This is a genomic window from Synechococcus sp. H60.1 (assembly GCF_047462335.1).
Classification (GTDB): Bacteria; Cyanobacteriota; Cyanobacteriia; order Thermostichales; family Thermostichaceae; genus Thermostichus.
Window position 1 is genome coordinate 1 of the sequence record NZ_JANSJA010000019.1, and the last position, 21,288, is coordinate 21,288.

20 protein-coding genes and 1 tRNA gene are annotated in these 21,288 nt (G+C 58.6%); 11 read left to right on the top strand and 10 right to left on the bottom strand.

What is annotated here, in order from left to right:
* The 3 genes from NW852_RS00965 to NW852_RS00975 all read right to left on the bottom strand — a co-directional run.
* The coding region (locus NW852_RS00965) for a proton-conducting transporter membrane subunit (protein WP_414426393.1) at window positions 1-968 on the bottom strand (968 nt) is incomplete at its 3' end.
* A 632-nt stretch (window positions 969-1,600) separates the two neighbouring features.
* Window positions 1,601-1,708: a photosystem II reaction center protein PsbM gene (gene psbM / locus NW852_RS00970; RefSeq protein WP_011429539.1), complete on the bottom strand. Its 108-nt coding sequence runs from the start codon at window positions 1,706-1,708 to the stop codon at window positions 1,601-1,603.
* 77 nt (window positions 1,709-1,785) lie between these two features.
* Window positions 1,786-2,082: a 2Fe-2S iron-sulfur cluster-binding protein gene (locus NW852_RS00975; RefSeq protein WP_414371400.1), complete on the bottom strand. Its 297-nt coding sequence runs from the start codon at window positions 2,080-2,082 to the stop codon at window positions 1,786-1,788.
* 361 nt (window positions 2,083-2,443) lie between these two features.
* On the opposite strand from NW852_RS00975, the gene psbB reads away from it, so the two are divergent.
* The 3 genes from psbB to NW852_RS00990 all read left to right on the top strand — a co-directional run bounded on the left by psbB (window position 2,444) and on the right by NW852_RS00990 (window position 4,975).
* Window positions 2,444-3,976 carry a photosystem II chlorophyll-binding protein CP47 gene (gene psbB / locus NW852_RS00980; protein ID WP_414364101.1) on the top strand — a complete coding sequence of 511 codons (1,533 nt, stop codon included), beginning with the start codon at window positions 2,444-2,446 and terminating at the stop codon, window positions 3,974-3,976.
* A gap of 113 nt (window positions 3,977-4,089) precedes the next feature.
* Window positions 4,090-4,188, top strand: coding sequence for a photosystem II reaction center protein T (locus tag NW852_RS00985; protein WP_011429542.1), 99 nt, complete (start codon window positions 4,090-4,092; stop codon window positions 4,186-4,188).
* A 379-nt stretch (window positions 4,189-4,567) separates the two neighbouring features.
* Window positions 4,568-4,975 carry a response regulator gene (locus NW852_RS00990; RefSeq protein ID WP_414364102.1) on the top strand — a complete coding sequence of 136 codons (408 nt, stop codon included), beginning with the start codon at window positions 4,568-4,570 and terminating at the stop codon, window positions 4,973-4,975.
* Here NW852_RS00990 and purQ read toward each other — a convergent pair whose 3' ends face one another.
* On the bottom strand, window positions 4,976-5,653 hold the full coding sequence (purQ, locus tag NW852_RS00995; RefSeq protein ID WP_414364103.1) for a phosphoribosylformylglycinamidine synthase subunit PurQ: 678 nt from the start codon (window positions 5,651-5,653) through the stop codon (window positions 4,976-4,978).
* A 70-nt stretch (window positions 5,654-5,723) separates the two neighbouring features.
* Entirely contained in the window at window positions 5,724-5,981 is a 258-nt protein-coding gene (gene purS / locus NW852_RS01000; RefSeq protein WP_414364104.1) for a phosphoribosylformylglycinamidine synthase subunit PurS, read from the bottom strand.
* Window positions 5,982-6,044: 63 nt separating this feature from the next.
* On the opposite strand from purS, the gene NW852_RS01005 reads away from it, so the two are divergent.
* Window positions 6,045-6,818 (top strand): ABC transporter permease, encoded by a 774-nt coding sequence (locus NW852_RS01005; protein ID WP_414364105.1) that lies wholly within the window; start codon window positions 6,045-6,047, stop codon window positions 6,816-6,818.
* A 47-nt stretch (window positions 6,819-6,865) separates the two neighbouring features.
* Window positions 6,866-7,594, top strand: a complete 729-nt coding sequence (locus NW852_RS01010; RefSeq protein ID WP_414371396.1) for a 2-phosphosulfolactate phosphatase family protein — start codon at window positions 6,866-6,868, stop codon at window positions 7,592-7,594.
* Here the strand turns inward: NW852_RS01010 and NW852_RS01015 are convergent.
* On the bottom strand, window positions 7,591-7,875 hold the full coding sequence (locus NW852_RS01015; protein WP_414364107.1) for a hypothetical protein: 285 nt from the start codon (window positions 7,873-7,875) through the stop codon (window positions 7,591-7,593). The two genes, NW852_RS01010 and NW852_RS01015, sit on opposite strands and share 4 nt — an antisense overlap.
* A 227-nt stretch (window positions 7,876-8,102) precedes the next feature.
* Between NW852_RS01015 and argC the strand changes: the two genes are divergently transcribed.
* On the top strand, window positions 8,103-9,209 hold the full coding sequence (gene argC, locus NW852_RS01020) for an N-acetyl-gamma-glutamyl-phosphate reductase (protein WP_414364108.1): 1,107 nt from the start codon (window positions 8,103-8,105) through the stop codon (window positions 9,207-9,209).
* 31 nt (window positions 9,210-9,240) lie between these two features.
* A complete protein-coding gene (locus NW852_RS01025) occupies window positions 9,241-10,683 on the top strand; it encodes a hypothetical protein (RefSeq protein ID WP_414371393.1) in 1,443 nt (480 codons plus the stop codon).
* A gap of 95 nt (window positions 10,684-10,778) precedes the next feature.
* Here the strand turns inward: NW852_RS01025 and NW852_RS01030 are convergent, their stop codons facing one another.
* The 4 genes from NW852_RS01030 to NW852_RS01045 all read right to left on the bottom strand — a co-directional run bounded on the left by NW852_RS01030 (window position 10,779) and on the right by NW852_RS01045 (window position 16,453).
* The gene (locus NW852_RS01030; RefSeq protein WP_414371391.1) at window positions 10,779-11,618 is read right to left on the bottom strand and encodes an ABC transporter ATP-binding protein; all 840 of its coding nucleotides are present in this window, start codon (window positions 11,616-11,618) and stop codon (window positions 10,779-10,781) included.
* Window positions 11,619-11,680: 62 nt separating this feature from the next.
* Entirely contained in the window at window positions 11,681-13,678 is a 1,998-nt protein-coding gene (locus NW852_RS01035) for a nitrate ABC transporter ATP-binding protein (RefSeq protein ID WP_414371388.1), read from the bottom strand.
* Window positions 13,679-13,845: 167 nt separating this feature from the next.
* Entirely contained in the window at window positions 13,846-14,673 is an 828-nt protein-coding gene (ntrB, locus tag NW852_RS01040; RefSeq protein WP_414371386.1) for a nitrate ABC transporter permease, read from the bottom strand.
* Window positions 14,674-15,148: 475 nt separating this feature from the next.
* Window positions 15,149-16,453, bottom strand: a complete 1,305-nt coding sequence (locus tag NW852_RS01045; RefSeq protein WP_414334600.1) for a CmpA/NrtA family ABC transporter substrate-binding protein — start codon at window positions 16,451-16,453, stop codon at window positions 15,149-15,151.
* A gap of 213 nt (window positions 16,454-16,666) precedes the next feature.
* On the opposite strand from NW852_RS01045, the gene NW852_RS01050 reads away from it, so the two are divergent.
* From NW852_RS01050 to NW852_RS01065, 4 genes are all read left to right on the top strand, one after another.
* A complete protein-coding gene (locus NW852_RS01050) occupies window positions 16,667-17,749 on the top strand; it encodes a tocopherol cyclase family protein (RefSeq protein WP_414371384.1) in 1,083 nt (360 codons plus the stop codon).
* A gap of 150 nt (window positions 17,750-17,899) precedes the next feature.
* Window positions 17,900-17,973: transfer RNA gene (locus tag NW852_RS01055), tRNA-Arg, on the top strand.
* Between the two features lie 119 nt (window positions 17,974-18,092).
* Entirely contained in the window at window positions 18,093-20,567 is a 2,475-nt protein-coding gene (locus NW852_RS01060) for an ATP-dependent Clp protease ATP-binding subunit (RefSeq protein WP_414364112.1), read from the top strand.
* A gap of 161 nt (window positions 20,568-20,728) precedes the next feature.
* On the top strand, window positions 20,729-21,288 hold a 560-nt coding region (locus tag NW852_RS01065), incomplete at its 3' end, for an ATP-dependent Clp protease proteolytic subunit (RefSeq protein WP_414426394.1).

Below are 21,288 nucleotides of genomic sequence, written 5' to 3' on the forward strand. Positions count from 1 at the left end.
CTCACCAGATAGGACAAGGCCCGCTTGGCATCGATTTGGGCCAGAGCCACGAAGGCTCCCCCCACCGCTGTCAGCCCCCCGATCACCAGCATCACTCGCAACACCGTTGGAGAAAGAGCATAGAGCGGCTGCAGCCGAATCAACACCCAAGCTCCCGTGCCCACCACCACCGAGTTGCGCAAGATCGAGGCCGGGATCGGCCCCTCCATCGCCTCATCCAGCCACAGGTGCAGCGGGAACTGGGCACACTTGCCCACTGGGCCGGCCAACAACCCCAGCCCTGCCAAAGTGATCAAGGTCGGATCTACAGAGATAGCTCCTGCCTGCACCGACTTTGCCCAAGCCGTCAAGTCCTCAAACTCCCAGGATCCCGTCAGAGGGTAGATGGCGATGACCCCCATCAAGAGCAACAGGTCGCCAATGCGCTTGGTCAGAAAAGCATCCCGCGCCCCTGTTACCACCAGCGATTGGTTAAACCAAAAGCCCACCAACAGGTAGGTGCCCAAGGTCAGGATTTCGAGGATGACGTAGCTAAAAAACAGGGAGTCGCACAAGGCCAGAGCGCACATCCCCCCCTCAAATAGGCCCAGCAAGGAGAAAAACCGCGCCCAGCCCCAGTCCATTTCCATGTAGCCAAACCCATAGATCTGGGCCACCAGGTTTAGCGCTGTCACCACGGCGCAGGCCCCCAGCGTTAGCGATGAGGCCTGCAGCGGCAGCTCCAATACCAGATCCCCCACCTGCAGCCAGGGCAGCCGAATCACTTGCGCCGGCTGATCCCAAATTGCCACCAGCGCCCCCACACTGTGCAAAAACGCCACCAAGGTCAGCAGCGCATTGAGATAGCCCGCTGGTCGGGGGCCGGTGCGCCGGGTAATCCCAGGGGACCAAATCAACGCCCCCAGCCATGCCACTAGCGCATAGAGGGGAATTAACCACGCGGTTCTGACCAGCCCGTCCAAACTCATACTCCTCCTTAGGGCCAGGGAGCCTGCCTGACCCCATCGCTAGCTGAGATCCTGTAAAAAATCTTCAAAGGCATCCTAGCGGCAAACCAGGATAGACAAAAATCGAATTTTCCGATGAAGGCTATAGACTCCAGTCTATCTGGGAAAGCAGAAACCTTCTCTCAGGCAACCCAGGCAGGAACCGTTGCCAGAGGGCTCCGCGTGCAGGGCGCCTCGGCCAAGTTACAGCTTGGCGCAAAAAGTAGAGGGATCCCCTTTTCCTCTGGGGATCCCTGCTGAGCTTTGCATGTCATCGTCGATTGACACTCCCCCGACTTTAGTCGGGGGATTCTTACACAGTCGACAGACAGACTCGCAAAAGCACTGTTAAGACGCCCCTAGACAGTTCCTTGAAACCCAGTCTCAAGGTTCCGCTTACTTGTTGACTGACAGCACTGTCCGGATCCTTCACCGGGGTGGGTTTTTGCTTAGAATTGGGGCATTGGCGAGCGACTCAAGTCGCTCAAGGACTCCGTCCCGCTAACGCGAACGGGCTTTTCTGCCCCGTACTTTAGTACGGGGCTACCAAGCTGCCCCGCTGTGTGAGCCTTGGTTCCTCAGCAGGAGGTAAGACTTGCCTTCGTGGGCCTAGGTCAGCTTTCCGACTTACTGGAAGTCTGCACGTACAAGATCACCAGGAAGATTGAGGGCACCAGGATAACCAGAATGGTGGCCAGGAGGCCTAGGTAGTTTGTCTCCATAGCTGCACACGCCGCAAACCCAACTGGCAGCTAGCATACCATCCTCAAGTCCGCCTTGCCCAAAGGGAAAGCTAGGCTTAAGGCTTAGTCCTTACCGAGACATCCCCCAATACCCTGGTCTGGCAGGCGAGACGATAGGTATCGGGTTTGCGCTTGAGCTTGCGATTTTCTGCCTCGGTGCGAGGAGAGAGGTTCTCGGCTCCCTCGACGATCTCCACCACACAGGTGCCACACTGGCCGTTGCCGCCGCAGTTGAGCAGCTTGGCCATCATCTTGTAGAGGTTAATCTGGTTCTCCAGCGCCTTCAAGCGCAGGTTAGCGCCTTCCGCGACGACAATCTCCCTATTTTCGTTGACAAAGCGAATCGTTGCCATATCCTCGCCCAAACCACGACACCTTTTAGACTGAGCCAGGGAAGCTCCAGAGTTTGCTAAGTATTGTTACAGTTTAAGTCATATTTTTAATCTTTGGCGAGAGATCTGGGAAGATGATGGCAAATAAGAGGGCATCCCGCCTGAAGCCGCTCAGGTCAGTTGCGTTTCGTTATACTGTCTGATGCCTGTGATGAAAATTCTGAGAGCGATATCCTCACTGGGTGCGCTCTTGGGTTAGGTGGGTGCGGCACCCCTCGACACTGAAGAGACTCCTTAGGTCAGGATCCCAGGTGAAGATGTCGGCTTCAGGTTTTTGACTGGATATCGCGCAAGTGTTGGAGAACGTGGAGGATCGAGTTTTATGGGACTACCGTGGTACCGGGTCCACACCGTTGTATTGAATGACCCAGGCCGCCTGATCGCGGTACACCTGATGCACACCGCCCTGGTGGCAGGTTGGGCCGGATCGATGGCGCTGTATGAAACGGCCATTTTTGATCCATCGGATCCTGTCCTGAATCCGATGTGGCGTCAGGGCATGTTCGTCATGCCATTCATGGTGCGTCTGGGGGTGGTCAACTCCTGGGGCGGCTGGAATATCTACGGCGAGAGCGTGGCCAATCCCGGCTTCTGGACGTTTGAGGGGGTAGCCACTGCTCACATTGTTTTGTCTGGGTTGCTCTTTTTGGCCGCCTGCTGGCACTGGGTGTACTGGGATCTGGAGCTATTCCGGGATCCCCGTACCGGCGAGCCAGCTTTGGACTTGCCGAAAATTTTTGGGATCCACCTGCTCTTGGCCGGGATCCTTTGTTTCGGCTTTGGGGCTTTTCACCTGACGGGGGTGTTTGGCCCAGGGATGTGGGTAAGCGATCCCTATGCGACGACAGGGCACGTCCAGCCAGTAGCACCCGAATGGGGGCCAGCCGGGTTTAACCCCTACAATGCCGGCGGGGTGGTGGCCCACCACATTGCCGCAGGCATCGTGGGCATTATTGCCGGCTTGTTCCACATCACGGTACGTCCGCCCCAGCGCCTCTACAAGGCCTTGCGCATGGGGAACATCGAGACGGTGCTGTCCAGCTCGATTGCGGCTGTGTTTTTTGCCGGCTTTGTGGTGGCCGGCACGATGTGGTACGGCAGTGCCACGACTCCTGTGGAGCTGTTTGGCCCCACCCGCTACCAGTGGGACTCCGGCTATTTCAACCAGGAAATTAACCGGCGCGTCAATGCCGCTATGGAAGCTGGGATGACCCGCAGCGAGGCCTACAATTCTCTGCCCAAGTCCCTGCTCTTCTACGATTACGTGGGTAACAGCCCGGCCAAGGGTGGTCTCTTCCGGGCCGGTCCCATGAACAAGGGAGACGGCATTGCCATCGAGTGGCTAGGCTACCCCGTCTTCCGGGATCGTGAAGGTCGGGAGCTGACGGTGCAACGCATGCCCAACTTCTTCGAGACGTTCCCCGTCATCCTGCGGGATGCCGATGGTGTGGTGCGGGCAGACATTCCCTTCCGCCGCGCCGAGTCGCGCTACAGCTTTGAGCAGGTGGGCGTGACGGTGGAGTTCTACGGCGGCAAGCTGGACGGTCAGGTGTTCACTGACCCGCCAACGGTTAAGAAGTACGCCCGTATGGCCCAGTTGGGTCAGCTCTTCGAGTTCGACCGAGAAACGCCCAAAGCCGACGGCACCTTCCACACCAGCCCCCGCGGTTGGTTTACCTTCGCCCATGCGGTCTTTGCCCTGCTGTTCTTCTTCGGCCACATTTGGCACGGCGCCCGTACTCTCTTCCGAGATGTGTTCGCCGGTATTGACCCGAACATGAGCGAGGAAATGGTGGAATTCGGCGTCTTCCAGAAAGTGGGGGATCCCACCACTCGCAAGGTGCAAGAAGCGTAAGGCTTTCTCGCGGGATGACCGTCGGCACTCTGTTTCTCTTGGGAGAGGGGGTGCTGACGGTTCCGAGCTAATCTGGAGTCAAGCCCCCTTAGAATTTTGATTTGGAGGTTGGTATGGAAGCCATCACCTACACCTTTATTCTGTTTTTGACGTTGGGCCTTCTGTTTTTTGCCGTTGCCTTTCGCGAAACTCCTAGGATTCAGAAGAAGTAACCTGAGCTAGGGGCTGCTGCTGTCGGCTTGCCGAGGGCGTTAGCGGGTCGAGGCGGCCCGAAGAGACGGCAGTTGTACCGCGGACAAGGCCGGAAAAATCCCCGGCCTTGTTTTGTTTTCAGATAGCGCTCGGTTCCAGGCTGGTAGAGTATCCCCCAGGCAACCCAGCAAAGCTGTTTTCAAAACAGTAGCTGTCCTCTCCTGCTGGCAGAGGGGGTAGCTGCTGGTGCTGCTTTATTGAGATTGCTATCAGTATCTTAGAGGGGGAGCCCTTGTCCCACTGCTCAAATAGGATCGCTAGAATTGCTTCGCGACGGTTTCCAGAACTATGGGGATTGCCGGGGCTTGAGTTCGCAACTAAGTCAACTTTAGGTTAGCGATGGCAACAGTGCTGCTGGTGGAAGACGATCCAATTAACGCCCGCGTTTTCGACAAAGTGTTGCGGCGGCGAGGCGGGTTTGAGGTCTTTCACAGCCAGGATGTGGAGGAAATCCTACGGCTGGCGCAGGCGCGCGAGGTGGACGTGATTTTGCTGGATGTCTCCCTCTCTCAAAGCACCTTTCGTGGCGAGGCAGTGGACGGGATCCGCATTGCCCAACTGTTGAAGGGGGATCCGCGAACAAGCTCCATCCCCATCCTCTTGGTAACGGCCCACGCCATGCGCGGCGACCGCGAGGCCTTCCTGGCCCAGAGTGGGGCCGATGGCTATATTGCTAAGCCAGTGGTGGATCATGAGGAGATGGTCAACCAAGTGCGCCAGGTGTTGGCTCAGGCCCAGCAGTCTTAGTCAACTGGCAAGACTGGTTACGATGGACTGCCAAAAAGGGATCCCGTCCTGCCCTGGCAAATCGGGATCTGCTGCCCGCTCCGGGTGAGGCATCAAGCCAAGGATGCGACCGCTGGGATCGCAAATGCCGGCGATGTTATCCACCGAGCCATTGGGGGCGACCGGGGCATAGCGAAAGACGATCTGCCCCCGATCCTGGAGCTGCTTGAGGGTATCGCCATCGCAGACGTAGCGGCCTTCTCCATGGGCAATGGGCAGGGTCAGAGTGGCTCCGCGAGGGTAAGCCCTTGTCCAGGGCAGATCTTGCCGCTCCACGCGGATCCCTACCCGGTCGCAGATAAAGTGCAAGTTGGCGTTGCGCAGCAGCGCCCCCGGCAGCAGCCCTGCCTCTGTCAGGATCTGAAAGCCGTTGCAAATGCCCAAGACATAGCCCCCGCGGGCTACGTGCTCGGCCAGGGATCCCATTACCGGCGCAAAACGGGCCAGCGCCCCGGCTCGCAGATAATCCCCGTAGCTGAAGCCGCCCGGCAGCACCACCACATCCAGCCCTGACAAATCGGTTTCCCGGTGCCAGATCAGCCGCGTCGGACAGCCTAAGAGGCTTCGGGTTACCCAGGCCACGTCGCGGTCACAATTGGAGCCGGGGAAAACGACAATGCCAAACCTTACCTTGGTCATGGGGATCCCTTGCTGTCAACAAAAAGGTGGCGAGGGTTAGGGCAACTCGTGGGAGGCTGGATCCCTCGAATCAACCTTCTACAGGCTCCACTTGGATTTGATAGGTCTCAATTACCGGATTGGCCAGCAGTTGCTCGCACAGCTCGCTGACTTGGCGTTGAGCGGTTTCGGTGTCGGGGGCCTCTAGCCGCAGTTGGATGTGTTTGCCAATGCGCACCCCCTGCACCTGGGTGTGCCCCAACTGGTGCAAGCTAGCCTGGAGAGCCGCCCCGGCAGGGTCGAGCACAGAGGGGCGCAGGTGGATCTGGATCTGGGCCTGGAACTGCATAGAATAAAGGCTGGATCTGCTCCAAGTTTACAGCCGAGTCGTCACTTCCTTTGGACGAGGTCTATGGATGCGGCGCGCCTTGTGGCCATTGCCCGAAATGTTTTCCGAGAAACGATTCGGGATCGGATTCTCTATCTGGTGATGGTGTTTGCGGTGGTCATGCTGGGAGCCATCGTTTTGATCCCCCAGGTAGCTAACCAGGCTCACAACAAGATCATCGCCGATCTGGGTCTGGCCGCCATCCACTTCCTGTCACTGGTGGTGGCCATTTTCGTCGGCACCGGGCTGGTGAATAAAGAGATCGAGAGGCGCACGGTCTACGTACTGATTGCCAAGCCCATGAGCCGGGCGGAGTTCATCGTCGGCAAGCATCTGGGCCTGTCGGCTTTGCTGTCGGTGCTGCTAGTAATGATGACGGCCGTCTTTTTGCTGAGCCTGCTGGTGGTGCAGGCCCCTATTTCCCCCTGGGCTGTTCTCTGGGCAACCGTCTTCACCTTTCTGGAGCTGGTGCTGATTGTGGCGGCAGCGCTGCTGTTTGGAGTTTTTACCTCTCCGATTTTGGCCACCCTCTACACAATTGCCCTCTTCATCATGGGCCACGCCAGCCGCGCCCTGCTGCAGTTAAGCAAGCTGGTGGAAGATGCAGGTTTTGGCAAGGTGTTCGAGGTCATCTACTTGGTCTTGCCGGATCTGGAGCGCTTCAATCTAAGAGATGCTACCGTCTACGGCCAAATTCCCCCGCCCACCCAGCTCCTCGGTGATGCGCTCTACGGCCTGATCTACACCGTCTTGCTGCTCATTTTAACAGTGCTGGTGTTTGCCCGGCGTGAGTTCTAATAAGCTCTCGGTGGAGCTCTAGTTAAACCTTTTTTGCTCCCTCTCTCATGCGATTTTTCCACTTCCATACCCCTGAGCAAGTCCCGCCGTCAGGGATCCCAGCTTGCGCAGTAGCCATCGATGTCCTGCGGGCCACCACCACCATCGCCACAGCCCTGGCTGCAGGCGCAGAAGCAGTACAGGTGTTTGCCCACTTGCAACAGCTTCAGGAAGCAAGCCAGAACTGGCCGGCTGGCAAGCGGCTTTTGGCCGGGGAACGGGGGGGCAAAGCAGTGGCAGGGTTCGATCTGGGCAACTCCCCCCGCGAATACACCCCCGAGCGTGTGCGGGACAAGCGCATCTTCATGAGCACCACCAACGGCACCCGCACCCTTCAGCGCTTGGAAGGGATCCCGGTGGTGATCACAGCGGCCCTGGTGAACGTGGGAGCGGTGGTGGAGTTTCTCAGGCGAGGAGCTTTTGCCGAGGTGTGGCTGGTGGGATCCGGCTGGGAAGGGGCTTTTGCTTTGGAAGACACCGCCTGTGCCGGGGCGATTTTGCATCGCCTGGGCTGCTCGTGGGAGCAGTTGGGCAACGATGAGGCAGTAGCCGCCCTGGCCCTCTACCAAACCTGGCAGGACGACCTGTTGGGCCTGTTGCGGCGCTCCAGCCATGGGCAGCGGCTATTGGCAATTAGTCCCGAAAACGACAGCGATCTGGCCTATTGTGCCGCCTTAGACCAGCTCTTGGTGGTGCCCCGGCAGGTTCAGCCCGGCGTTTTGGCCCTTGCTGGCTAGCTGGCCTGGGGTGTCTCAGCAGCAACAGCCAAAGCCTTCTGCTGCAGCCACTCCTGCCATTCTCCCGGGATCAACTTGCTGTGAAACGCATCTCCGGAGATAAACACATCCCGCTGGTTTTGGGCCAAAACGAAAATGGAGCGGCGGTCGAAATGGGAGGTGAGCTTGTAGAGGGTGTAGGGGCCTTCGGAGTAGAGGGTTAAAGTTTCCTGATCTAGGCCGTGGCGACTGCTTTGGCCGTGGGCCCGTAAGATCATGTTGATCAGTTGCTCGTAGTACATACAACCTTCCCGAGTGAATAGAATACACCCCTGGGCAAGACTTCAACAGCCAAGGCGGCTGCCGAGGCCCGGGCGGCTCGCGTGAGCCCAGCATAACAAATCCCGCTCTGTGGCTAGGCAACACTGACCCCCATAGAGCAGGCGGGTTCAACCAATGCGGCGGCAAATGGGATCAACAAATGCGATAAATAATAAGGCAAGCCGTCAATTTTGTTCAGGCAGCCCCCATGGCCACTACGGCGCCTCGTTCTCTTCCTCCCACCGATCCCGTCTGCGTCGCCATTGTCGGGGCCTCCGGGTATGGAGGGGTGCAGTTGGTGCGGCTGCTCAGCGAACACCCCGGCGTGCAGATTACCTACCTGGCCGGTCAAGACAGCGCCGGCAAACGCTACGGGGATCTCTACCCCCATCTAGCCCAGGCGGTGGACTTGACCATTCAGCCAGTGGATGTGGAGGCCATCGCCGCTAGCAGCGACGTTGTCTTTTTATCTCTGCCCAACGGACTGGCCGCAGACCTAGCGCCGCCTTTGCTGGCCAAGGGGTGCAAAGTCCTAGATCTCTCGGCGGACTACCGCTTTCGCAACCTGGCCACCTACCAATCCTGGTATCGCCTGGGGCAGACGGATCCCAATTGGCCCAGCCCTGCCTATCGCCAGGCCAACGAGCAGGCGGTTTACGGGCTGCCAGAACTCTACCGGGAGGCTATTGCCCAAGCCCAACTGGTAGCCTGCCCCGGCTGCTACCCCACGGCCTCCCTCCTGGCGGTTGCCCCTCTGTTGCGGCAGGGGTTGGTGGAGCTGGACAGCCTGATTTTCGATGCCAAGTCCGGCGTCTCCGGCGCAGGCCGCACCCCCAAGCTGGGATCCCTATTTGCCGAGGTGGACAGCTCGCTGGGTGCCTATGGCGTGGCCCAACACCGGCACACGCCCGAGATCGAGCAGGCCTGCTCCGACCTCACCCACACCCCCATCACGGTGCAATTTACGCCCCACCTGGTGCCAATGGTGCGGGGCATCCACGTGACCTTGTACGCCAACCTGCGGGATCCTGGTCTCGTGGGCGAGGATCTCATCACCATTTACAACGCCTTCTACCGCCAATCCCCCTGGGTCAAGGTGCTGCCCCGCGGCGTTTACCCGCAAACCAAGTGGGTGGCTGGCACCAACACCTGCATGATTGGGGTGGAGGTGGATACTCGCACCAACCGGGTGATTGTTCTGTCGGTCATCGACAACCTCATGAAAGGGCAAGCCGGGCAAGCGGTGCAATGCCTCAACCTGATGATGGGGTGGCCGGAAACCTTGGGCCTGCCGCGGCTTGCCTTTTACCCCTAGCTATAATGCCGGTAATTCCCCTGAGGTGCCCATGCCTGAGTTTTCGGATCCCGTCTTCTCCCCCAATCCCAGCGCTGCCCCATCCGCTGCGCCGGCGAACTCTCCACCTTCGTGGGCCAGAGCTGGGGATCTGAACTGGGAGGAGCTGTGGCGGCAACTGGAAGCAGGCTGGCAGGAGCTGCCCCGACGCTCTGAAGAAACGGTGCAGCAGACCCTAGCTCGTTTGCAACTGGAGTGGGGGGGCTTGTGCCGCGAGGCAAGGGATCGGCTACAGGCAACTCTGGACAAAGCCAGAGCCACAACCTCTCCAGAGCCCCTCCAGCGAGAACTGCAAGCGCTTTTGCCTCTGCTCAACCCCAGCCAATGGGAGGTGGTCATCGGCTCTCTGGAACGGGCTGCCGACCGAGCCTGGGTGGCCAGCCTGCTCTATCAGGGCCTGCAGGAGCAGACCCATCCCAGGGCAGAAACCAACGGCATCCCTTCCTGGGCGGAGGGGTTGACTGCTGAGCAGCGCTCCGCCCTGGTGGCAATGAGCCTGCGGGCCTATGGCAACAGCCGCCTACCTTTGGTCATGGACAAAAGCGGCGAGATCCAAGTGAAAGCTTCAGCCGCCCTCTTGGCCGCCCTCATTGCCATCGAGATCGGCAGCGTGGGATCCGCAGGCGCCCTCTCCTTGCTGGGTACACCAGAGTTGCGCAAGCTCTTGAATGCCGAGGGCAAGCTGCGGCGCAGCATCTTAAAACAGGGGCGAACTGCCCTCACCGAAGAGGAATGGCAAACCCTGCGCCAGTGGCTGGATCCCAAGGGATCCCCGCCCGACTGGTACCTCTCCCTCACCCAAGTGGGGATCCAAACCACGCAGGTGGGGGAGTATCTGGCGCGGCGGCTGCGGGAGTTTTTCCAGAGCGAGTGGATCAAGCTGGTGATCCCCCCGCTGTACCACTTGGTTATCGATGCAGTGCGGCTGTTGACGGGAGAAGTGTTTCTCAGCGTGGGCACCACCCTAGAAGCGGCTTTGGAGTCAGCAGAAGCCGAACGACGACTGGAATTGCTGCTCCAAGCTTTGCCCCAGGCCCGGCACATTCCCAGTCCTGAGCGCATCCAAGCTGCCCTTCCCGCTGTCGTAGAGGCTGCTGAGACAACCCTCAGGCCACTGCTGGGGCGCCAGTTGATGACGGTGGCCGACATCTTCGACCCGCCCCTTCGCAACGAAAGCCTCAACGAATTGGGGCGGCAACTCAACCTCTGGAATCCCTTGCAGTTTTTGCTCACCTGGGGCACGGCTGGCTGGCTGGGCGCTCTGCTAGATGAGATCAAGGAATTGCAGCAAACCTACCCGGAAATGCCCCTCTGGGAAAGCTATCGCCAGGGGGTTGAGACGGCAGTGCAAGCGCCGCGAGTGATGGATCAGGCGGAAGCCTTGCGCCTTACCGCCAAGAGCTTGGATCCCAAGATAGAACCCTCGGACGACTGACTCACCGCAGGCGTACCCTACCCTCTTAGCCGAAGTGCCCCCATCTGCGGGCGTAGTCACCCTCGCATAGAAAGTCCCAAAAAGTTGGACTTAACTCACTGGTGGGCTGCCTCAGGGTTGGCCTCGTGCCCGTAGAGGTAGCTGAGGACGGAGTTGCGCAGGCGATAGTACTGGGGATCCTCAAGCATTCGCTCACGGTCGCGAGGACGCGGGAAGGGAATAGAGATGATTTGCCCGATGGTAGCCGCAGGGCCACTGGTCATCAAGACCAAACGGTCGGCCAAAAACAGTGCCTCGTCAATGTCATGGGTGATCATCAAAACTGTGCAGCGATGTTCCTCCCAAATGCGCAGCAGCTCCTCCTGAAGTTCTTCTTTGGTGATGGCATCCAAAGCCCCAAAGGGTTCATCCAAAATCAGCACTGCTGGGCGAATTGCCAAGGCACGGGCAATGGCCACCCGCTGTTTCATCCCTCCGGAAATTTGCGGAGGATATTTCTGGGCTGCTTCCCCCAGCCCCACCAAATTCAGGTGTTCTTCTACAATTTGATGCTTTTCTGACTGGCTCTTTTGGGGAAACACCGCCTGAACAGCCAAGTAAACATTTTCATAAACTGTGAGCCAGGGCAAAAGAGAGTAATTCTGAAACACCACCATGCGATCTGGCCCAGGAGCTGTAATTGGCTGGCCTTTGAGCTTTACCGAGCCGCCGGTGGGCTGGGTAAAGCCAGAAACCATATTCAGCAGGGTGGTTTTGCCACAGCCAGAATGCCCAACGATGCAAACAAATTCTCCTTCACAGACGCTGAGGTTGATATCGCGCAATACGGGATACTCCCCCCTAGGAGTTGGGTAAGTCTTGCTGACATTCTCAAGGGTTAAGTAGGGCTCTGCGGCTGTGGCTACTGCGGTAGAGGTTGTCAAGAGAGCAGTCATCGTGGGGTGCTCCAATTCATCGTTTTCTCACAACTGGGAACGTGCTTTTACCAAGGAGATCTCTAGAGCAACACGGGACGACGATCCCAAGCAACCTCAGCCACGTAGATGTCGTGCTTAATGGCCAGACTGTTGAGGTAAGCCAAGGGATCCTCGCCATTAAAAGGGATCCCGTCGAACAATTGAATGGGCTGGCGTTGGTAAGACACATCCAGCCCCAGCTCGCGGGCCGCCGTACTGAAGACTCCCACCTGACACACCCGCTCCACGATCTCTACCCAATTGCGCGGGAAGGGCAGATCCCCCCAGCGGGCCATTTGCGTCATCATCCACAGATGCTCGGTGCGGCTGGGACGGTTGCCGGCGCCCAGAAAGAAGCGGTGGTGGGCATATTCCCGCATTGGCATGTCTAGGTCACAGAGCAGGCGCTGGGGATCCCCCAGGTGAATGTAGGAAGGATCAGTGCTCAGGTAGGCGCGGCGGCTGAGCAGCTCGCGAATCTCGTCGTGGTGGGCCGGATCTTCACAGTAGCGACAGGCTTCCAGCAACGCTTTCACCAGGGCAATGTGGGTGTTGGGATAGGCCCTGGCCCACTCTTCGCGCACCCCCAACACTTTGCCGGGGTGGCCGGGCCAGATTTCCAGATCGGTAGCCACCACAAAACCGCTGCCCTCCAGAGCGGCCCGCAAGTTCCAAGGCTCTCCTACACAGTAGCCGTCGATGTTGCCGGCTGTTAGGTTGGCCACCATCTGGGCCGGGGGCAGGGTTTTCAGCACAACATCGTGATCCGGATGGATCCCGCCGGCTGCCAGCCAATAGCGCAGCAGCAAGTTGTGCATGGAGCTGGGATGCACCACCCCAAAGGTCAGCCGACGGCTGGGGCTATCTAAGATGTAAGCCCTCAACTGGCTCAGCGTGTGGATCCCTTGCTCGTAGAAGCGCCTGTGCAGGGTAATGGCATTGCCGTTGCGGGTCAAGGTAAGGGCAGTCACCACCGGCTGAGGCGGATTGTCCCCGCCGCCCAGAGACATCCACACCGGCATGCCGGCGGGCATTTGGGCCGCATCCAAGTAACCTCCCTGGATGCCGTCTTGGATCCCTCGCCAACTGGTCTCCCGCACCAGATTGACTTCTTCCAGGCCGTGTTTGGCAAAAAACCCCTTTTCTTTGGCCACCGCCAGCGGGGCGCAGGCGGTCAGGGGCACAAAGCCAATCTCCAAGTTGATCTTTTCCAAACCGTGCCTGGCCACCACGGTGCTGCGGCGGGCCCGCCACTGCTTGATCCGTTTTTGCTGGTTCAAAAAGTAGATAATCTCGCTGCGATAGCTGTAGTAGCTGGGGTGATTGACGACCTCCAACCGGCGGCGGGGGCGGGGAATATCGATGGTTAAAATATTGCCAATTCGGGATCCCGGCCCGTTGGTCAGCATCACCACCCGATCCGAGAGCAGGACGGCTTCATCCACATCGTGGGTAACCATAAGGGTAGTCACGTGATGTTCTTCGCAGATGCGCATCAACTGCTCCTGCAGATTCCCCCGTGTAAGGGCATCCAAAGCGCCAAAGGGCTCGTCCAACAACAACACCTTGGGCCTTACCGCCAAAGCGCGAGCGATGGCTACCCGCTGCTTCATGCCCCCTGAGAGTTGCGCTGGGAACTTATCCGCCGCCTGCCGCAAACCAACCAGATCGATATGTTCTTCGACAATCTGCTGACGCTCTGCTGGGGAGTAGTTTTTCAGCACAGCGTCTACGGCCAGGGCAATGTTTTGCCGAACCGTTAGCCAGGGCAAAAGGGAGTAATTCTGAAACACCACCATGCGATCGGGGCCGGGAACGGTGATGGTGTGTCCATCCAAAGCCACGATCCCTCCGGTAGGTAAAGACAACCCCGCCACCATGTTCAACAGGGTGGACTTGCCGCAGCCGGAGTGGCCGATTAAGGAGACAAACTCCCCGCGGTGAATTTGGAGATCGATCCCTTGGAGAGCAAGATATTCTTGGCCCCCAGGCAGACCAAACGCTTTTTCCACTTGCTCTACACTGACCAGTACAGACACAGAAGACCTCCCCACCTGTAGATACTCTCAATTTGCTCGGCAACTCGGATCCCAGACCTCAATTCTACTCTTTTTGAAGAGCGGATTGGAGCAAACACTCAAAGACAATGGAAGAGGGATCCCAACTCAATTGGATGGACATGCAGTGAAAAGATCTGCAAACGGGGCTAGCGATTGGCTATTTTGTTTTGCAGGGCAGCCACCAGCCGATCCAAAAGCAAGCCCACCGCCCCAATGTAGATGACAGCAACGATGATCTCAGTTACATAATTCTGCTGGTAGGCATCCCAGATAAAAAAGCCGATCCCTGGCACGCCAGACATGACAATTTCTGCAGCAATAATCGCCAGCCAGGAGAGGCCGATGCCAACTCGCAAACCTGTGAACATGTAGGGCAAAGCAGAGGGCAACAGCACCTTAAAAAAGAAGTCTATCTTGGAAAGCCTCAACACTCTAGAAACGTTGATGTAGTCTTCCGGAATCTGTCTCACCCCCACCGCTGTGTTGATCAAAATGGGCCAGATCGAGGTGATGAAAATAACAAACAGGGCAGCCGGCTCATTGCGCTGCAAAGCCGCCAAGGAGATGGGCACCCAGGCCAAGGGAGCCACCATGCGCAAAAACTGGAAGATGGGATCCAAAGCGCGGTTGATCCACACGCTGCTGCCCACCAAGATCCCCAGGGCAATGCCCACTAAGGCAGCGCTGCAGTAGCCGATGGCAACCCTTTGCAGGCTGGCCAAGGTTTGCCACAGCAGCCCTTGGTCGAGGTCGCTGTTGCGATACAGAGGATGCAGGATTAGATAACGGCTGCGCTCATCCATCCAAATATCCCACGGTCCCGGCAGCCGGATCAGGTTGGCGCTGGACAAAAGTTGCCAGATCAACAAAAATCCCGCAATGCCAACCACGGGAGGGAGGATCTGATCCCGATACTTGGCAAAGTCGAACTTGGCCGTCGAAGACTTTGTCGGAGAAGAAAGTGTCGTCGTCATGGCTCCTAGAGAGGATAGGGTTTTACACAGTTCTCCGTTGCTGCGCCCCCAGAACATTTCGACCGAGGGGTTCTACAGAGTGCTGGCAACAGAGCACGAGCTTGGATCAGACTTGCCTCTTCCTTGGACGGGCAAACACAAGGACTGCAAGCTCGACAAAACTCTCACAACAATCAGTAAAATCAGCGCCCCCATCGCTATCGAGAGGATGAGCTTGTCCCAGTGGGGCTGAGCCGGTCTCTCGAAGCAGGGATCCCTGGAGTATTCCCGCGGAACGTGAAGTAGAGCTAACATAGCCGATCCTCGCCATAGCGTTCAGAAATCTTCATCAGAATCCTTCAAAAGGCGCAAGGCTAACAGTTTAACTTGATGGGAGGGGGCAGCTCGGCCCAGCTTTTTTTAACTCAATGGAATCCCGCCAATGGTCTGGATCTCTACTACACAAGAAGCACGTCTATGTTGACCTGAGCCGAGACTAGGCCCTCTTGATTTTCAGGCTGTTCAAGTAGGCCTGGGGATCTTGAGGGTCAAACACCACCCCATCGAAGAAACGCTCCGTTCCTCGCGAAGTGTTGCTGGGAATGTTCTTCACCCCCAAAGCCTGGGCGGCCTCGCGCCAGAGATCTTCGCGGTTGACCTCATCCACCAGACGGCGGGCAGTATCCAGATCCTTGAGGAAGCGAGCGTGGAAGCCCCAACGCAGCGATTCGGTCAAGAACCACAGGTCATGGCTCTTGTAGGGATAGGAGACGCTGCCCCGCCCATCTTCCCAGTACAGGGGCCCGGCGCTGAAATCTTGAACAGCCGGCTTGCCGTCTCCCAATTCGTACTTGCCCTGAAAAGGAGGCGTGAGAACCTCGACCGGCACATTTAGATAAGCACGCCCCGAAAGGATGCGCACCAGCTCTTCACGGTTGGCCGGATCGTCGCACCATTGCTGCGCTTCCATGACCGCCATCAAAGTGGCCTGCGTGGCCTTGGGGTTTTTCTCCACCCAGTCGGCGCGAATGGCCAAGTATTCTTCAGGGTGAAAAGGCCAAATCTGCTGGGTGAGGGCCGCCATGAAGCCGATTTTATCGGCCACAATCCGGTAGGGCCAGGGATCCCCGGTGCTAAAAGCATCCATGGTGCCATTGCGCATCCCCTGCACCGTCTCGGCAGAGGGTACCGCCAACAGGTCGATGTCTTGATCCGGATCTATCCCCCCAGCAGCCAGCCAGTAGCGGATCCAAAAATCTTGATTGACGTTGGGGAAGGTATGGGCGGCCTTGAATTTGCGTCCGTTGCTGGCGCTGAAATTTTTGATGTAGTCTGCGGCTCCGGAAACATCCAGCCCCAAGCCCTTGCCCGCATGCATTCCGGCAATGGCAATCCCGTTGCCTTGGGTGATCAACTGGCACAGAACCGCCATGCGTACCGGCTGGTTGTTGGTGATGGCGCCGATGTGGATCATATGGGGCATCGGCATCTGCCACTGCCCGCCGTCAATGCCCCCACCCGCCGAGCCGATCACCACGTTGTCGCGGGCTGCCGGCCAACTGGCCTGCTTCAACACCTCTACGCCGGTCATGCCGTGCTTGGCGAAAAAGCCCTTCTCCTTGGCGATGATCAGAGGGGCAGATTCCACAATCGGAATAAAACCCAGCCTGAGGTTGGGGGTTTCCGGGCCGCTGGCTTGAGCAACCCAGTAGCCCGTACTGGCCCGTGCTAGGCTGCCACTCACAAGCCCACCCACTGTGGCTGCACCCGCGGACAACAAAAAGCTGCGACGTGATGTCATGATCACCTCATCTTTGACAGAATATGTGAGCGCCAAGCAAAACCTTTTCAGTTCAAGCCGCTAGACCGACGGATTCCCCTCGTAAAGAAATCCTTAAATCTCAGCTTGGTTGATATCCTAAAAGCAGACAGGCATAGAGACAATACAATTATTCTTTTGATATCTATAGGTTTCTCTCTATCTTCTAGTAATTCTCGAAGGAGTTGCTCTCCGGTGGCAGAGGGCTTTAAGCAAAACGGCTCAACGGATGGGGGATCCCTGCCCCATGCCGGCTATCACTGGGACGGTTGTGCCGAGCCGTTTTTTGAAGGTTGGTACAGCCGTGTCACCTTGCCCGGGGATCCGCCCCTCAGCTTTGCCTTCATGTACGCCATCGATCCCAGGCGAGGAGGCATGGCGCAGGTGTTGGGGCCGGACGAGGAGCTGCAGTGGCGCACCTTCCCCAACCCGCAGCGCTTCTGGGCCAGTTGGCGGCATCTGGCCTTGGGGCACTCCGGCGGGCCAGGCGAGAGCTGGCGAGGGCTGCAGGAGCCCCTCACCTTTTTCCAGCGCACCGCCAGCGGCTACCAATACAGCGCCCACCTCAACCAAGGGATCCTGCCAGATCCCACCCGGGCCGAGCCGGTTCGCTGGCTCTATCGCATCCAACCCTGCTGCGCCTATGGGATCCCGCCGCGGGCCACCATGGGAGCCTGGTCTTATCTGCCCATCTTTGAGCCGGGCTGGCAGATCCTGATGAGCCACGGCCTGGCCAGCGGCTGGGTGGAGTGGCGGGGCAGGCGCTACGCATTCGAGCAGGCTCCCGCCTACGCCGAAAAAAACTGGGGGCAGAGCTTCCCTCGTCGCTGGTTTTGGATCCAGTGCAACGCTTTTCCCGACCATCCCGGCCTCAGCCTCACCTGCGCCGGAGCCGAGCGACAGGTGCTCACCCGCCCCGAAGAAGTCGCCTTAATCAGCTTGCATGGGTGGGGATCCCAGCCTTTTTTGGAATGGCGGCCCGGCCAAGCGCGGCTAAGCTGGCAAGTGGATCCCTGGGGATCCTGGCAGGTGCGCGGTGAGGGATCCCACTGGTGCATCCAAGTAGAAGGTCATACACGGCAGCCTGGGCAAACCGTCTTCACCCCTGGCCCGCAAGGGATGCGGCGCAACTGCCGCGACACCTTGGCCGGGCATCTACAAACCCGCCTGTGGCGGCGCAACGGCCAAGTCTGGATCCAGGTGCTCACGGCCAGCAGCTCCCAAGCCGGCCTCGAGGTGGGGGGAGAAGTTCTGCGCTCCTGGCCAGGGCATTGTTGAACCTTGGCGGATATCTACACCCCCCTTGGACTTTCCCAAAAACGCTCTTGTGCTAGAATACCTAAGCCACACTGATAGGCGTCCATCTCTGAAGAGGAGAGACAGGTCTTCAACCGTGGCTGTTTTGCTTTTCCTGTAGGTAGATAGCTTGCGCCTGTAGCTCAGTGGACTAGAGCACGTGGCTACGGACCACGGTGTCGGGAGTTCAAATCTCTCCAGGCGCGTCACGATCCCAGATGATTTTTCGTCTGGGGTATTTACCCTACCTTAGTTGGCCTGAATCCTGTGTTAGGATTAGGCCTATCAAGTCCGCCTTGATGCAGGCGTAGGGAGCCCGAGGATCATGTTTGAACGCTTTACAGAAAAAGCCATCAAGGTGATCATGCTGGCCCAGGAGGAGGCCAGACGGTTAGGTCACAATTTCGTTGGCACTGAGCAAATCTTGTTGGGGTTAATCGGCGAGGGCACTGGGGTCGCCGCCAAAGTTCTCAAGTCCATGGGAGTGAACTTGAAGGACGCCCGCATTGAAGTCGAGAAAATTATTGGCCGGGGATCCGGCTTTGTGGCTGTCGAGATCCCTTTCACTCCCCGCGCCAAGCGAGTGCTGGAGCTCTCCTTGGAGGAAGCTCGCCAGCTCGGCCACAACTACATCGGCACTGAGCACCTGCTCCTGGGCCTGATCCGCGAAGGGGAAGGGGTAGCCGCTCGCGTTCTGGAAAACCTGGGGGTGGATCTGTCCAAGGTGCGCACCCAGGTGATCCGCATGTTGGGCGAGACCGCCGAAGTGACGGCAGGGGGTGGATCCTCCAGCCGCACCAAAACGCCAACCCTGGACGAATTCGGCTCCAACCTCACCCAATTGGCCCAAGAGGGCAAGCTGGATCCGGTGGTGGGTCGGACGCGGGAGATCGAGCGGGTGATCCAGATCTTGGGCCGCCGCACCAAGAACAACCCCGTCCTCATCGGCGAGCCGGGCGTCGGCAAGACCGCCATTGCCGAAGGTTTGGCCCAGCGCATTGTGCAGGGGGATGTGCCCGACATCTTGGCCGACAAGCGGGTAGTCAGCCTGGATATCGGCCTGTTGGTGGCCGGCACCAAGTACCGCGGCGAGTTTGAGGAGCGCCTCAAGAAAATCATGGATGAGATCCGCAACGCCGGCAACATCATCCTAGTCATCGACGAGGTGCATACCCTCATCGGGGCCGGGGCTGCCGAAGGGGCCATCGATGCTGCCAACATCCTCAAGCCCGCCCTGGCCCGCGGCGAACTGCAGTGCATCGGCGCCACCACGCTGGATGAGTACCGCAAGCACATCGAGCGAGATGCCGCTCTGGAGCGTCGCTTCCAACCCATCATGGTGGGCGAGCCGAGCGTTTCAGAGACAATCGAGATCCTGTTTGGCCTGCGGGAGCGCTACGAGCAACACCACAAGCTGAAGATCTCCGACGCGGCTTTGGAGGCAGCGGCCAAGCTGGCCGACCAGTACATCTCCGACCGCTTCCTGCCGGACAAGGCCATCGACCTCATCGACGAGGCGGCTTCACGGGTGCGCCTGATCAACTCGCAACTGCCGCCGGCGGCGCGGGAGCTGGATCAGGAGCTGCGGCGGGTGCTCAAGGAGAAGGATGCCGCAGTGCGGGCCCAAGACTTCGACAGGGCCGGTGAGCTGCGGGATCGGGAGATGGAGATCAAGCAGCAGATCCGCGCCATTGCTGCTGCCAAGAAGGCTGAGGAAAGCAGCCGCGAAGAGATGCCGGAGGTCACCGAAGAGGACATTGCCCAGGTGGTGAGCGCCTGGACAGGGGTGCCGGTGGCCAAGCTGACCGAGAGCGAGTCAGAGAAGCTGCTGCACATGGAGGAAACCCTGCACCAGCGCATCATTGGCCAAGATGAGGCGGTGCGGGCCATTTCCCGTGCCATTCGTCGCGCTCGCGTGGGGCTAAAAAACCCCAACCGCCCCATCGCCAGCTTCATCTTCTCCGGCCCAACGGGGGTAGGCAAAACCGAGCTGACCAAGGCCCTGGCGGCCTACTTCTTCGGCTCCGAGTCGGCCATGATTCGCCTCGACATGTCGGAGTACATGGAGCGGCACACGGTCAGCAAGCTGATCGGATCCCCGCCCGGATATGTCGGCTACAACGAGGGGGGCCAGCTCACGGAAGCGGTGCGGCGCCGTCCCTACACGGTGGTGCTCTTCGACGAGATCGAGAAAGCCCACCCGGATGTGTTCAACCTGCTGTTGCAGATCCTAGAGGATGGCCGCCTGACCGACGCCAAGGGCCGCACGGTGGACTTCAAAAACACCCTGATCGTGATGACCTCTAACATCGGCTCGAAGGTCATCGAGAAGGGCGGCGGCAGCCTCGGCTTCGAGTTCAACACCAACGACGAAGATGCGAACTACAACCGCATCCGCAACCTGGTGCACGAGGAGCTGAAGCAGTACTTCCGCCCCGAGTTCCTCAACCGGGTGGACGAGATCATCGTCTTCCGGCAACTGACCAGGGATGAAGTGAAGCAGATCGCTGATATCCTGCTCAAGGAAGTGTTCGACCGCATGAGGGAGAAGAAAATTTACCTCACGGTCAGCGATCGCTTCAAGGATCTGCTGGTGGAGGAGGGCTACAACCCCAGCTATGGGGCACGTCCGCTGCGCCGCGCTATTCAGCGCCTGTTGGAAGACATCTTGGCGGAAGAGATCCTGACTGGCCATGTCAAAGAGGGCTCGGAAGTCCTCATCGATGTGGACGAGGAGCGTAAGCCCAAGGTGCTGGTCACAGAGCCGGAGCGGGTTCTCTTGCCGCAGGGAGCGGAGTAAAGCTGCCGCGGGACATCTGAGTCTCCCCTTCCGGTTCTGGTTCCTAGGAAGACAAGGGATCCGCTGCTGTTCTCGGATCCCTTGCTCTTATCCTTCGTCTGTGTTGCTGTTCTAGGCAGTTGTCTTTAGAGTCAAGGGATTGGCCGTAGGAGAACTTTGGCATGGTGCAATCGACCTACTACTATGGCGGCGCTCCGGTTCGGACTCCGCCTCCCGATTTGGCCTCGCTGCTGCTGCAGGAGCGCATTGTCTACCTGGGCCTGCCCCTAGCAGAGGAGTCGAATGCCAACGTCACCAAGCTGATTGTGGAACAACTGCTGTATTTGCAGTACGAGGATCGGGAAAAGCCGATCAAGATGTACATTAACTCGACGGGCACTTACAACTACGACACGGCAGCGTTTGCCATTCTGGATACGATGAACTACATCAAGCCGCCGGTGCATACCATCTGCATTGGCAATGCCATTGGCATGGCGGCCATGCTGTTGGCGGCGGGCGCCAAAGGGTTCCGGGCCAGCTTGCCCAATGCCACAATCGTGCTGCATCAGCCCTACGGTGGCACTCGCGGACAGGCCAGCGATATTGAAATTCGCACCCGCGAGATCTTGACCTTGCGCAACATGATGCTGGAGGAACTATCCCGCAGCACGGGTCAGCCTCTGGAGCGCATCAAGAAGGACACAGAGCGGCTGTTTTTCATGACTCCGGAAGAGGCCAA